Annotated in this window: 14 protein-coding genes; 6 read left to right on the top strand and 8 right to left on the bottom strand. The window is 62.4% G+C overall.

From position 1 onward, the window contains the following. Positions 1-38 precede the first annotated feature (38 nt). The 8 genes from AAFG16_RS13700 to AAFG16_RS13665 are packed head-to-tail and all read right to left on the bottom strand — an operon-like array spanning position 39 to position 6,182. Positions 39-695, bottom strand: a complete 657-nt coding sequence (locus tag AAFG16_RS13700; protein WP_135178268.1) for an amino acid ABC transporter permease — start codon at positions 693-695, stop codon at positions 39-41. Between the two features lie 9 nt (positions 696-704). Beyond that, entirely contained in the window at positions 705-1,373 is a 669-nt protein-coding gene (locus AAFG16_RS13695) for an amino acid ABC transporter permease (RefSeq protein ID WP_342739443.1), read from the bottom strand. A 51-nt stretch (positions 1,374-1,424) separates the two neighbouring features. Further along, positions 1,425-2,279: a shikimate dehydrogenase gene (locus AAFG16_RS13690; protein WP_342739442.1), complete on the bottom strand. Its 855-nt coding sequence runs from the start codon at positions 2,277-2,279 to the stop codon at positions 1,425-1,427. A gap of 15 nt (positions 2,280-2,294) precedes the next feature. Next, entirely contained in the window at positions 2,295-3,122 is an 828-nt protein-coding gene (gene aroE / locus AAFG16_RS13685) for a shikimate dehydrogenase (protein ID WP_342739441.1), read from the bottom strand. Positions 3,123-3,125: 3 nt separating this feature from the next. Then, positions 3,126-4,367 (bottom strand): CoA transferase, encoded by a 1,242-nt coding sequence (locus AAFG16_RS13680; RefSeq protein WP_342739440.1) that lies wholly within the window; start codon positions 4,365-4,367, stop codon positions 3,126-3,128. After that, the gene (locus tag AAFG16_RS13675) at positions 4,364-4,834 is read right to left on the bottom strand and encodes a MaoC/PaaZ C-terminal domain-containing protein (RefSeq protein ID WP_342739439.1); all 471 of its coding nucleotides are present in this window, start codon (positions 4,832-4,834) and stop codon (positions 4,364-4,366) included. The genes AAFG16_RS13680 and AAFG16_RS13675 overlap by 4 nt, the downstream gene beginning before the upstream one ends. 12 nt (positions 4,835-4,846) lie before the next feature. Continuing rightward, positions 4,847-5,233, bottom strand: coding sequence for a VOC family protein (locus AAFG16_RS13670; protein ID WP_172785625.1), 387 nt, complete (start codon positions 5,231-5,233; stop codon positions 4,847-4,849). A gap of 4 nt (positions 5,234-5,237) precedes the next feature. Continuing rightward, positions 5,238-6,182: a ketopantoate reductase family protein gene (locus AAFG16_RS13665; protein WP_283084909.1), complete on the bottom strand. Its 945-nt coding sequence runs from the start codon at positions 6,180-6,182 to the stop codon at positions 5,238-5,240. A gap of 103 nt (positions 6,183-6,285) precedes the next feature. On the opposite strand from AAFG16_RS13665, the gene AAFG16_RS13660 reads away from it, so the two are divergent. From AAFG16_RS13660 to AAFG16_RS13635, 6 genes are all read left to right on the top strand, one after another. After that, a complete protein-coding gene (locus tag AAFG16_RS13660; RefSeq protein ID WP_283084908.1) occupies positions 6,286-7,254 on the top strand; it encodes a LysR family transcriptional regulator in 969 nt (322 codons plus the stop codon). Between the two features lie 684 nt (positions 7,255-7,938). Further along, complete coding sequence (locus AAFG16_RS13655; protein WP_342739437.1) at positions 7,939-8,961, top strand: alcohol dehydrogenase catalytic domain-containing protein; 1,023 nt, start codon at positions 7,939-7,941, stop codon at positions 8,959-8,961. 50 nt (positions 8,962-9,011) lie between these two features. Next, entirely contained in the window at positions 9,012-10,364 is a 1,353-nt protein-coding gene (locus AAFG16_RS13650; RefSeq protein WP_283084906.1) for a sugar ABC transporter substrate-binding protein, read from the top strand. A gap of 97 nt (positions 10,365-10,461) precedes the next feature. Further along, on the top strand, positions 10,462-11,013 hold the full coding sequence (locus AAFG16_RS13645) for an SIS domain-containing protein (protein ID WP_342739436.1): 552 nt from the start codon (positions 10,462-10,464) through the stop codon (positions 11,011-11,013). A gap of 4 nt (positions 11,014-11,017) precedes the next feature. Further along, complete coding sequence (locus tag AAFG16_RS13640) at positions 11,018-11,977, top strand: sugar ABC transporter permease (protein WP_342739435.1); 960 nt, start codon at positions 11,018-11,020, stop codon at positions 11,975-11,977. Further along, a complete protein-coding gene (locus tag AAFG16_RS13635; protein WP_342739434.1) occupies positions 11,974-12,801 on the top strand; it encodes a carbohydrate ABC transporter permease in 828 nt (275 codons plus the stop codon). The genes AAFG16_RS13640 and AAFG16_RS13635 overlap by 4 nt, the downstream gene beginning before the upstream one ends. Positions 12,802-12,804: the final 3 nt, after the last annotated feature.

The raw sequence follows: 12,804 nt of genomic DNA, 5'->3' as shown, positions 1-12,804 counted from the left end.
TGGTGATGGCTGTTTGTGATTGAGTAGGTGCGCCGCTCCTACCTTTGACTGGCCAGAGCGAGCCTGGCCTCCATCCGGCTGCCCCACCACGAGAGTGGCCAGCAGAGGATGAAATACATCGCGCCGACCACGCCGAAGACGAGCAACGGCTGGAAGGTCTGGTTCGAAACGATTTGACCGGCGCGGGCGAGTTCGATGAAACCGACGATGGCGGCGAGCGACGTGCCCTTGATGAGCTGCACGAGATAGCCGATGGTCGCGGGAAGCGAGATGCGGATTGCCTGTGGCAGCACGATGTCGCGCATGCGGGAGGAATAGTGCAGTCCAAGCGCCATCGCCGCCTCGGTCTGCCCGCGCGGCACGGCCTGGATTGCGCCGCGCCAGATCTCACCCAGGAAGGCGGAGGCATTCACGGTGAAGCCGATCGCCACCGCGACGAAGGCGTCGAGCTTGAGCCCGGTTAACGCCAATCCGTAGTACACGACGAAAAGCTGCAGCAGCAGCGGCGTGCCCTGGAATATCCCGATGTAAATACGAGTGATCCATTCCACGCCCTTATGACCACAGGTGCGGAGCAGCGCGACGGCGAGCCCCGCCGTGCAGCCGCCTGCGAATGCGACCAGCGTGAGCAGCACCGTCCATTGCAGCCCACGCAGCAGAAAGCCGAACTCGGCAAGACCAAAATGCGGTGTCATGACGCTCCCTCAGCGTGTCGGATATGAGAAGAAGCGGTGAGAGACGACCGCGAAGCCCAGCATCAACAGCCAGGAGATCGCGAGATAGAGGAAAGTGACGGAGAAATAGACCTCGAAACTACGGAATGTGTCGCTTTCGATACGCTGCGCAACCGACGTCAATTCGTAGGCCGATACCGCCGAGCAGATCGATGAGGTCAGCGTCAGCATGATGAACTGCCCCGTCAGCGAGGGGTAGATCGCGCGAAGCGCGGGCTTGAGCACGATGAAGCGGAATACCTGTCCTTTGTGCAGGCCGAGCGCGTAGCCGGCCTCCACCTGTCCCTTATGAATAGACTGGACGCCGCCGCGGATGATCTCGATGGCGTAGGCGCCGCCATTGACGCCGAGCGCGATGATGGCCGTGGCTGTCGGATTGAGCTTCAACCCGATGAGCGGCAGGGCGAAGAACAGAAAGAAAATCTGCACCAGGAAAGGCGTATTGCGCACGATCTCGACGAAGCCGATCACGAGAGCGCGTAACCAGGCCGCCTTCGCATCGCGTGCCGCGACGCCGGCGACTCCGATCATCATTGCGAGTGTCATTCCGGCCAGCGCCAGGCCCAACGTACCCACGCACCCCCACAGCAGCGCGGGCATCGCATGCCAAACCACCGAGAAATCGAGCGTATAGCCCATCTTGCGTTTCCTCTCGGGCGTTGTGCGTGCCGCTCGCCCATCGGCCTGAGGTCACCCTCCCGGGGATGCAAAAGTGGCGAAGAAGACGTCGGGATCAGGTGAGATGCCCGTGAACAGGCGAAATGCTCCGGTGCCCTGGAAGATCGCCATGCCTCCGCCATCGACGGTGCGGCAGCCGAGGGCACGCGCCGCACGCAGCAGTGCGGTTTCCAGCGGGAAATAGACGATCTCAGCGACCCACAGATCGGGACGCAGCAGAGCCGTCGGCAGCGGCGTCCCAGGATATTTGTCCATGCCGATCGGCGTCGCGTTGACAATTCCGTCTGCGCCAGCAACGGCGGCCGCGACATCCTGGCCCACCCTCAAGCGCCCTTCTACAAATCGGGGGGACAAGCCGTCGACCACACTCTGCGCCTTGGCTACGTCCACGTCGATAATGGTCAATTCCTGCACGCCGAGCTTCATGAGTGCGAAAGCGACCGCCGATCCTGCGCCGCCTGCACCGAATTGGACGACTTGGCCGAGCGAGGCACCCTGCATATTGCGACGAAAGTTCTCGGCGAAGCCGAACCAGTCAGTGTTGTGGCCGGTCGTTCGACCGTTCCTGATCACCACGGTGTTCACGGCACCAAGCGCCTCCGCGTCAGGCGAAAGCTCATCCAGGAGCGGAAGAATCGCCTGCTTGCAGGGATGGGTCACGTTCAACCCGTCAAAGCCCATCCGCCTTGCCGCCGTGAGCAATTCCGGCAACGCCTCCACGCCGAGCATCAACTCTGCCAAATCTATCTTCTTGTAGAGATAGCGGATGCCGGCGGCGTCGGCGGCCGCTTCATGCATAGGCGGAGTGCGTGACGCAGCGATGCCGCTGCCGATCAGACCGACGAGAAAGCTGGATTTGGGATGCATGCCCGGCATCGCCCGTCAGCTCAAGGGGACCGTCAGTTCGGCGATGACCTGAGCCGTGCTCGGTCGAACGCCGCGCCACCAGGCAAAAGCTTCCGCCGCCTGCTCCACAAGCATGCCGACGCCGTCCGCCAGCTTGGCCACGCCTTCGGCGCGGGCCGCTTGCAGAAAGGGCGTCAGCCCTTTGCCATAGGCGAGTTCGTACGCCAGCTCCGCACCGCGGAAGACGTTGCCTGGAAGCGGCGGCATCTCACTCCGCAGGCTGGCCGATGTCGCGTTGACCACGACGTCATAGCCTTCGGCAAGATCGGCCAGTTCAGCATAGCCGCTGACGATCAGGGGACCACAACCGGCAAACTCTTCGGCCAATGCCACCGCCTTCGATAAGGTACGATTGACGAGAACCAACTCGGACGGCTCCTGGCGCAGGAACGGCAGCAGCGCGCCACGCGCTGCGCCCCCGGCACCGAGGATCAGGACGCGCCGGCCGGCCATCTTGACGCCGAGATTGATGGTGATGTCCCGCACGAGGCCGATCCCGTCGAAATTCTCGCCAATGATCCGATCGCCCTGGAACTTCAGGCAGTTTGCGGCGCCAGCTCGGTCGGCGCTCTCTGAAAGCTCGTTTGCGTAAGCGAAAGCATCGAGCTTGAACGGGGCCGTGATGTTCAGCCCCTTGGCGCCCTCGGCCCGGAATTGATCAACTCGTGCGTTGAAGCCATCGAGTGGGGCCTCGATCGCCTCATAGACAACGTCCTGTCCCGTCATCTTGGCGAAAGTGCCATGGATGAGAGGTGATTTGCTGAAGCCGATCGGATTTCCAATCACCGCGTAACGATCGCTCATGGCTCACTCCTGCGCTGCGGCTTCGTTGTAGAGGACACCGTCGCGCACCATTGCCTCAACGAGCTCGGCCGACAGTCCCAGCGACTCTGCAATGCGGCGATTGTCCTGGCCGAGCAGCGGGGCTGGAGTCCGCACCGTGGTGTCGCAGTCGGAGAAGCGGAACGGCAGGTTCGGCAACGTCACCTTGCCGAGGACAGGATGCTCCTGCTCGACCAACATGCCGCGCGCATGGATCTGTGGATCTTTCACGACCTCTTCGATGGTCTGCACGGGAGCGGACGGCACACCTGCTTCGTCGAGTGCGGCAAGGCAGGCGTCCCGAGATGGTTGCGACTGCGTCCAGGTGCGCACAATCTCCATCGCTTCGGCATAATGGGCGTTACGCGCGGCAGGCGTGGTGAAGCGTTGGTCGACTGACAAGCTGCTGCCGCCGATCAACATCGCCAATCGTCGCCACGCATCATCGACTTGCGCCGCGATGACAAGATTGCCGTCCTTGGCCGGAAACACCCCATAGACAGTAGAATCCGGCTGTCCGCTGCCGGTCTGCCTCGGTAGGTCGGTCCCGCCGGAGAGGAAGTAACGCTGAACCGCATAGTCGTGCATCGAGACCATGCAGTCGTACAGCGCCAGATCGATATGCTGGCCGCGGCCGGAGGACGCGCGGCCGACCAGCGCTGCATTGATGGCCGCCACACCGTGAATGCCGGTATACATGTCGGCCAGCGGCATCCGCAGCAACGGCGGCGCTTCACCGGGGGTGCCGAGTTGCGCCAGGGCGCCCGACATCGCCTCCGCGATCAGGCCGAAGCCCGGGCGGTCGGCATAGGGACCGGTGTGGCCATAGGCGGAGACCGAGCAGTAGATCAGTTTGGGATTACGCGCCGACAGCGCCTTGTAGCCGAGCCCGAGTCGATCGAGCGCGCCGGGGCGGTAGTTCTCGATGAAGACGTCGGCCGTATCGACCAGCTTCATCATCATGTCGAGACCGCGCTTGTCGCGCAGATCGATGCACAATCCCTGCTTGCCCATGTTCTGCTGCAGGAAGTAGCCGGACTGTCCGTCCTTGAAATAGCCATGGGCGCGGCCCGCATCGCCTTGCTTCGGACGCTCCACCTTGATGACTTCAGCGCCCATCGCGGCGAGGCAGCGGCCCATGAACGGGCCTGCCAGGAAATGGCTGTAGTCGATGACGCGGATGCCTTTGAGCGGCAGATCCTGGAGCGGCAGATCTTGCGCGGTCATGCCTGCTCTCCTGCGGAGTTGGCCTTCGGGCGCATCGGAATCATCAGCCGATGCTCGCCGAGTTGCACCACTTCACCGCGCTGATTGATCAGCTCCGAGGGCAGCACCACGATGCCCCACCCTTCCCGCTTCGTGGCGCGCATCGAGCCGACACGGAACTTCACATGCACGGTGTCGCCGAGCTTGATCGGCAGCTTGAAATCCCACGTCCAGCCCAGCGACATTCCCGGAAGGAAGCGGTAGTCGGCACGGGTCTTCAAACCGTCAGCCAGCGACAGACCAAACAGCCCGTGCGCGACGCGCGTGCCGAATGGTGTGGTTTTCGCGTATTCCTCGTCGACATGGACCGGCGTGAAATCGCCCGTCAGCTCGGCGTAGGCATTCACCATCGTTTCGGTAACCGTCACTGAGGGAGTGACGCATTCGTCGCCGACCTTGGCATCGTCCCAGTAGCGCGCATCCGTCATGTCGCGTGTTCCTTAGGCCCGTGGATTGATCGCCAGCGCCGCTTCCACGGCACCCGCACTGGCTTGCAAGATTTCGACGTTGAGCCCGCCCGGCAGCTCGAGCCAGTTCGGCCCGGCGGGCAGTGCTTTGGCGCCCCACGCGGCAGCACGGGCGAGCACACCTTCGTAATCGTCGACCATGATGCCAAGATGGGCGAGACGCCCCTCTGGCCCGACGAAATTGGGGTCTTCGATGAGCTGCACGCTTCCGAGCACCCAGACCTGACGCGGCCGGGCACCGTCGGCGGGTTGCTCGTCGCGGATAGTGAGACCAAGCACCTCACGAAAGAAGCCGACGTGACGATCAACGTCCGGCACGCGGATCGCAACATGTTCGACATAGGCCCGCGGTAGCGACATCGTCTCAGGCCTTTCCTGGATAATCGCTGCGGGCGTATTCGAGCCCCTTGACCAACGCGACGAGGGTGGAATTGACGGGGGTCGGCACGTTGAGCTTGGCGCCCCAGCGCACGACGGAGCCGTGGATGTAATCGACCTCGGTCAGATTGCCGGACTGCAAGCTCTGCAACATCGACGTCTTGAACTCGGGCGGCAGTCCAGCGGACGCCATCGTCCAAGCACGGCGCGGATCGGCAATCGAGATTTTCACGCCGGCAGCTTGCGCGACCGCGATACCCTCCGAAATTGCGGCCAGCGCGCAATCCTCCAGGATCGGCAGCGAATAGAGACCGCCGTAAGTCAGCCCGGTCACGGCGGTGATTCCGCCTCCGGCGACGTTGATGAACAACTTGTCCCACATCGTGCCCATGATGTTGTCGCTGAGCAGCGTGAGAATGCCGGCATGATTGAACGTCTCGGAAATCCGCTGTGCGCGTTCCGTCAAGCGCCCATCAAGTTCGCCGATGATCGTTTCCTTGCCGATGACGCCAGAGCGAACATGACCAGGGCCCAGCAGCACGCCACCGACATAAGTCTTGCCTGCCAGCACCCGGCCACGGCCGACTTCCTCCGATAGAATTTCCTCGTGGCCAAGACCGTTCTGCAGCGACATTACGACCGTCTGCGGGCCGATGATCGGCGCGGCGGCGCGGATCGCGTCGCGCGTATGGTAGGATTTGACGAGCACGATCACGAGGTCGGCCACCCCATCGACCTCTGCCGCGGAGGTGCACGCGGTGACCTTTGCAATGCTCTCGACATCGCCCTCCAGCATGCGGAGGCCATGCGCATTGATCGCTTCGACGTGAGCACGGAATGGGTCGATCAGCCAGACGTCTGCCCCGCCCCGCGCCAGCGTGCCGCCGATCGTCGAGCCCAAAGCCCCCGCTCCGACAAAGCAGATCCTCATCCGAACGCTTCTCCCTGCGCAACTTTGACGTTGGAAGCTCGGATATCAGCCGACGGAACATTTCGATATGCTATGGGACTTATATTGACTATTATGAATCACAATGACGCGTCATGACCTGCCTCACACCAACCTGCTCGACCCCCGCCTGTTGCGGCTGTTCGACGCGCTGTTCACCACCGGCAGCGTCACCAAGGCGGCCGAGAGACTGGGTCAAAGCCAGCCGACGGTTTCCATATGGCTTGCGCGCCTGCGGCAGGAACTCGACGATCCGCTGTTCATTCGTTCGCCCGAGGGAATGCTACCGACGCCTCGGGCCGAGGCGCTCATCGGCACCGCGAGGCAGGCACTGGAAATGCTGCGGCGGCTGGCAGAGCTGCGCACGGACTTCGATCCAGCCACCGCCAAACGGCGCTTCAGCATCTGCATGACGGACGCAAGCCATATTACGCTGCTTCCAGCCATCCTCGCCCATGTTCGCCGCGTCGCGCCGGGCATTCGGATCGAAGCGGCACAGATCGGCTTGGACACTCCTCGCATGCTTCAGTCCGGCGAAGGCGATCTTGCGCTCGGCTACATCTCGGATCTTGATGCCGGCCATTTCCAACAGGCCCTGTTTCCGCAGGATTGGGTCTGTTTGGCGAACGCTCATCATCCTCGCATCAAGAACCGCATCACACTAAGAGATTTCAGGCGTGAGGCTCACGTGCTCATTCGGTCCGGCACGGGGCATCAACTGCTCGCTGACGCCTCTCAGGAACAGGGGATGGCGCCGGACATCGCGCTGGAGTTGCCGGGCTTTCTCGGTCTGCCCGCGATCATCGGGACCACCGACCTGATCGCCACGCTGCCGCGCCACATCGGCGAAACCCTGGCACACTACTACGGGCTGCGCGTGCTCGCGTGCCCGCTAATAATCCCCAGTTTTACAGTCAAACAATACTGGCACGCCCGCTTCCATCATGATCCCGCAAGCCAATGGTTGCGCGGCGTTTGCGCCGAGCTTTTCCAGCAACAGGACGTCCGCGGCCTGCATCGCTCAGCCCGACCGCGGAGACGCAAGCCGACTTGACTGACGGCATGGTCACCGAAGCGGCGGCGGTCTCCGAGAATTCTGATTGGGCAGATGGTGTTGCGGCCCGGCCCCATCTACGAAATGGAGCGCGGCGATTCTCGGCGAATTGGGCGTAGCCGCGGGTTCGAGGCGACGAGCGATTTTCGCAGTCCTTCAGGTTCTCCAAGATATCTAAGCTGTCGACGACATTGTCGTCGCGGCTGAGTGGCGCGTAAGTGCCGCGCGGTTCTGTCGATCTCTCGCTTGTCGCCAATCTTCAAATCACCTTGCGCCTTCCCCGCAACGAAAGATCACGTCGCTCATCTTTCGCCCGGTGAAGAGATTGCTTCCACATCGAGAATGAAGACGTCGGTCCTGTGTTCGCGTGTCTTTCCATTCGCTCCCCGATCTGATCAGGGCTTCTGCATCCGCAGCGTCGGACCCGTGTCGCGCTCGATCGTCCGGGGGATGACGCTCTCGACAAACAGCCCGAAGCGGCCACGCCTGTAGCGATCGCTAAGGCATTGACATTCTTATCCCTTCCGGCCGGCCCTATCGGTTTGGACAGGGGCTCCGGAGGATTGCGAGCGCTAATACATATGTTTTCTATATCTTTCATCTGTTGCATGCTCGTAGATACGTATGTAATGGATATTGAACCGACGAAAGCGCGCAATGGGAAGCCAGTCTGGGCAAATTTTGATGAGCCGAGCTCTATTCATCCACGGCGCAAACGATGCGCGGATTGCGCCATTCAATTTGCGCGAGGGACGCGAAGGCGAGATATTGATGGATGTCGCCTCGGTCGGCTTCTGCGGCAGCGATCTCCACTATTTCAAGGATGGAGGTATCGGCGCGGCTGTCATTGCGGAGCCGTTCGTCCCCGGACACGAATTCGGCGGCTATCTTTGTGATGACGTCGAAGAGCTTGGTTTCAAGCGCGGCCAACTCGTCGCCGTCGACCCGAACAAGGCCTGCGGCCGTTGCGATTGGTGCCACGAAGGTCACCCCAATCTCTGCCCCAATGTCGAATTCATCGGCGCGCCACCATTCGACGGAGCGATGACGCAGCGCATCTGGGTGCCGACCTCGCAGCTCGTCGCCCTGCCCGAATCCTTTGACGCACTCGACGCTGTCATGCTCGAGCCGCTAGGCGTCGCGATCCATGCCGTCGGACTTGCCAAGCAGCGCATGCTCGAGCGTGTTGCCGTGCTGGGATGTGGCCCGATTGGCCTGCTCATCATCCAGGTGTTGAAAGCGACCGGCGCGGGAGAGGTTCTCGCTTGCGACCCGCTCGCCCATCGTCGCGCCATGGCTGCGAAGATCGGCGCGGATCATGTCGGCGAGAGCGTTGCCGACATCGTCGAATTCTCCAAAGGCGGCTGCCCGCTTGTGATGGAAGCGACCAACTCGCCGTTCGGCTTTCGCGACGCCGTGGCTGCGGCCCGCATCGGCGGGCGCATCGTGCTGGTCGGCATTCCGGACGGCGACATCTACACCCTGCCCGCCGCGGACGCCCGCCGCCGCGGCCTGAAGATTAAATTCGCCCGGCGGATGGGGGACGTCTATCCGCTGGCCATCAAATTCCTCGCAGCTGGCAAGATCGACGTGCGGTCGATCGTCACCCATCGCGTCGGGCTGGAGGAAGCGCCTGGCGTATTCACGGCCCTCGCCGAGAACGCGCCCGGCTACGTCAAGGTTCTCGTCGACCTGAGGGGACCCTGAACCGACCGCGAAACGCACCTTCGAAAATGACAAAAAGGGAGGAATTGGACATGAAGAAATGGTTTCTGGCGACGCTCAGCGTGCTCGCCCTCACCGCAGGCGCCGTCATCGGCCCCGCACCTGCCCGAGCCGAATGGGCGCTGGACAAAGCTGCCGAGCCCTACAAGGGTAGCCAGATCAATGTGATCTTCCTCGATCGCCCCGGCTATCGCGCGATCATCAAGCTGCTACCCGAATTCGAGAAGAAGACCGGCATCAAGGTCAATTACGAGATCGTTCCCTACGAGAACAGCCGCGAGAAGCAGGTGCTCAACTTCACTTCGAAGGGCGATCTGACGATGGCGCTCGTCGACCTCGTGTGGATGGGCGAGTTCGCGGAAAACGGCTGGATCGTGCCGATCGACAAGTTCACGAGCGACGCCTCGATCACCGACCCCGGTCTCAACCTCAAGGGCTTCTTTCCGCTCCTGCTCGACGCCTTCGGCTCCTGGGGAGGCCAAGTCTATGGCTTGCCGTTCGACAACTACTCGGGCTTGCTCTTCTACAATAAATGCATGCTGAAGGACGCAGGTTTCGACAAGCCGCCGGCAACCTGGGAGGAGCTCTACAAGACCTACGCGCCGAAGCTCACCAATCCCGAGAAGAAGCAATATGGATTCGCGCTGCAGTCTTTGCGTGGAGAGACTCAGTCGGCCGACAGCTTCATGCGCGTGCTGTGGCCGTTCGGCGGCTCGCTGCTCGACAAGACGTTCCATTCGAATCTGCTGTCGAAGGAGAGCCAGACCGGCCTCAAGTTTCGTCAGGATCTCATGAAGTACATGCCGCCCGGGGTCGTCTCCTATGACCACAACGAGGCGGTCAACGCCGTGGCCCAGGGCCAGGTCGCGATGATCACGGAATGGTCCGCGTTCTACGGTACGCTGACCGACCCGAAGACCTCGAAGCTCGGCGATTGCCTCGGCGTCGCGCCGGAGCCCGCCGGCCCCGCCGGCCGGTTGCCGGCACTTGGCGGCTTCTCGCTCGCGGTCGCCTCGCAGGCCAGCCCGGCGCTGCAGAAGGCGTCCTGGCTCTTCATCCAGTGGGCGACGTCGGAAGACATCGCCCGGGCCTATGTCGATGCCGGCGGCGTCTCGGGCCGCAGCTCGATCTACGAGCAGCCCGATATCAAGGCGAAGTACAAGTTCGTCGAGCCGATGGTCGCCTCGTGGCAGAAGGGTGTGCCGGAATTCCGCCCGCGCTTCCCGGCCTGGCCGGCGATCTCCGAAATCGTCGCCGAAGTCGGCTCGAAGATGATGCTCGGCGAGGTCTCGACTGAGGAGGGAGCCAAGCAGATCGGCGGACGCATGGAAGACATCCTCAAGAAGGAAGGATACTACGACGGCAAGAAGGCCCTGCGACAGTAGGGTAACCGACGGCGGGCGCACTCCCTCTGTGCTCGCCGTTGCGTCGCAAACCTGGGCGTCCGCGTGACGCGGACGTCCCCTTTTTTCAGAGACAGCCATGACGACGCTATATCAGGCAGCGCTCGACGATCTCGCATGCGTGTTCGAGCGCCTCGACGAATCCGCCGTCGCGCGGGCCGTCGAGGAGATCGCCGGCGCGCGACGGATCGCGCTCTACGGCGTCGGCCGCGAGGGACTGCAGATCAAGGGTTTCTGCATGCGCCTATTCCATCTCGGCCGCCAGGCGGCGATGGTGGGCGACATGACAACCCCGCCGCTCGGGACAGGCGATCTGCTGATCGTATCGGCAGGTCCAGGCGATTTCTCGACCGTAGCCGCCCTGATGGGCGTTGCGCGCCGCGACGGTGCCCGGACGCTGATCGTCACGGCGCAACCGGACGCGGAATGCCCGCGCATGGCCGACATCGTGCTGCCGATCCCGGCGCAGACCATGGCCGACGATACCGGCCCCTCGCTGTCGGTTCTGCCCATGGGCTCGCTTTTCGAAGGCGCGCAGTACATTCTGTTCGAGGTGATGATCCTGAGGCTGCGAGATCGCCTTGGAATTACCCCAGAGGCGATGCGCGCCAACCACACCAACCTGGAATAGCGTCTTGACGTCAACGCCGCAAAGCCTGTCCGAGCAGTCGGCCGTTGTCGTGGCCCGCGATCGTACGCGACGTCATCATCCGGGCTATGGCCGCTTTACGCCATTGTTCTTCCTCGCGCCGGCGGTGCTCGCGCTGTTTGCGATCGGCATCTACCCGACCATATTCGCCGTGCTGACGTCGTTCAGGCGCTACAACATCACGCGCCGCGCCGACCAGCTGGACGGCTTCCCATTCGTCGGATTCGACAACTACCTCGCCGTACTGCACGACCAGGGCTTCTGGGACAGCCTCCTGCTGACCGGGAAGTTCTATCTCAGCGTCGTTCCCCTGCAGATCCTGTTTGGCGTCCTCATCGCACTGATGCTGCACAAGCCGGGCTGGGGCCTGCTGCGCGCGCTCACGCGCGTCTCGCTGGTCGTTCCGCTCGCGACGACATATGCGGTTGTCGGTCTGATCGGCCGTCTCATCTTCAATCGCGATTTCGGCGTCGCCAACCAGTTCATGGGCTGGGTCGGCATCTCCTCATCGGACTGGCTCGGCAACCCGACCGGAGCCTTCGTCGCCATCGTCATCATGGACCTGTGGCAATGGACACCGTTCGTCGCACTGATCTTCCTCGCGGGTCTGTCGATGGTGCCGGTTGAGATCGAGGAGGCCGCACGGCTCGAGACGAAGAGCCACTGGGCGCTGCTGCGCCACGTCCAGCTTACCTACATGTTGCCAGGCCTGACGGCAGTCTTGATCTTGCGTTCGGCGGACGTCCTGAAGCTGTTCGACACAGTATTCGTGATGACGCGCGGCGGCCCGGGAGCCGCGACCGACCTCGTCTCGATCTATGTCCAGCGGGTCGGCTTCAAGGTGTTCGATCTTGGGCTTGCGTCCGCGCAGGCGATCCTGCTGCTGATCTTCACCATCGTGCTGAGCCGCCTTTATATACGCATCTTCTATCGGGAGATCGAATGATGGTAGCAACACGGATCGGCGCACTGCTGCACGCACTCGGCCTGCTCATCGTGCTCGCTCTCGCGCTGTTTCCCTTCTATTGGATGGTGACGTCCAGCCTGAAGGACCAGACCGAGCTGCTCGCCTCTCCCCCCGTGTGGTTCTTCCACCCCACGCTTGCGAACTACATGGACATTTTCGCCGACACGAAGGTGACAACGGCGGTCCTGAACTCCCTGATCGTCGCGGGTTCGACCACAGCCTTGTCCGTCGTCCTAGGCACGCCGGCAGCCTACGCGCTGGCGCGCTTCGAATTTCGCGGTAAGGCGGACCTCTGGTTCTGGTTCATCTCCAACCGCATGATCAGCCCGATCGTGCTCGCGCTGCCCGTTTACCTGTTGTCCAGGCAGGTCGGCCTGCTCAACACACACCTTGTGCTGATATTGATCTACCTGACCTTCAATCTGCCGATCGTCGTCTGGATCTGCACCGATCAATTCCGTTCGATTCCTGCCGATCTGGAGCAGTCGGCCCGGCTGGAGGGCGCCTCGCAGTTCGACATTTTCTGGCGCATCTATCTGCCGCTCGGTATTCCCGGCGTGGCCGTTTCCGCGATTTTCGCCTTCATCTTTTCGTGGAACGAACTTCTTTATGCGCTCGTCCTGATCACGAGCCAGGGGCTCAAGACGGCGCCCGTGGTGGCGACCAACTTCATGTCCGGCTACGAGCTGCCCTGGGGGAAGATCATGGCGACGGGCACGGTGATCGTTCTACCCGTGACCGTCTTCGCACTGCTCGTGAGCCGCCACATGGTGCGGGGCCTCACGATGGGCGCGACAAAGTAGCGA

The sequence above is a fragment of the Bradyrhizobium sp. B117 genome (genome assembly GCF_038969555.1).
GTDB lineage: Bacteria > Pseudomonadota > Alphaproteobacteria > Rhizobiales > Xanthobacteraceae > Bradyrhizobium.
Note: the sequence above shows the minus strand (reverse complement) of the source record. Positions and strands in the feature narration are given on the sequence as shown.

Coding starts and splice junctions, on each gene's coding strand:
- AAFG16_RS13680 (WP_342739440.1), bottom strand. CDS start 4,367: ATGACCGCGCAAGATCTGCCGCTCCAGGATCTGCCGCTCAAAGGCATC.
- AAFG16_RS13655 (WP_342739437.1), top strand. CDS start 7,939: ATGAGCCGAGCTCTATTCATCCACGGCGCAAACGATGCGCGGATTGCG.
- AAFG16_RS13645 (WP_342739436.1), top strand. CDS start 10,462: ATGACGACGCTATATCAGGCAGCGCTCGACGATCTCGCATGCGTGTTC.
- AAFG16_RS13635 (WP_342739434.1), top strand. CDS start 11,974: ATGATGGTAGCAACACGGATCGGCGCACTGCTGCACGCACTCGGCCTG.
- AAFG16_RS13670 (WP_172785625.1), bottom strand. CDS start 5,233: ATGTCGCTACCGCGGGCCTATGTCGAACATGTTGCGATCCGCGTGCCG.
- AAFG16_RS13690 (WP_342739442.1), bottom strand. CDS start 2,279: ATGCATCCCAAATCCAGCTTTCTCGTCGGTCTGATCGGCAGCGGCATC.
- AAFG16_RS13660 (WP_283084908.1), top strand. CDS start 6,286: ATGACGCGTCATGACCTGCCTCACACCAACCTGCTCGACCCCCGCCTG.
- AAFG16_RS13700 (WP_135178268.1), bottom strand. CDS start 695: ATGACACCGCATTTTGGTCTTGCCGAGTTCGGCTTTCTGCTGCGTGGG.
- AAFG16_RS13650 (WP_283084906.1), top strand. CDS start 9,012: ATGAAGAAATGGTTTCTGGCGACGCTCAGCGTGCTCGCCCTCACCGCA.
- aroE (WP_342739441.1), bottom strand. CDS start 3,122: ATGAGCGATCGTTACGCGGTGATTGGAAATCCGATCGGCTTCAGCAAA.
- AAFG16_RS13695 (WP_342739443.1), bottom strand. CDS start 1,373: ATGGGCTATACGCTCGATTTCTCGGTGGTTTGGCATGCGATGCCCGCG.
- AAFG16_RS13675 (WP_342739439.1), bottom strand. CDS start 4,834: ATGACGGATGCGCGCTACTGGGACGATGCCAAGGTCGGCGACGAATGC.
- AAFG16_RS13665 (WP_283084909.1), bottom strand. CDS start 6,182: ATGAGGATCTGCTTTGTCGGAGCGGGGGCTTTGGGCTCGACGATCGGC.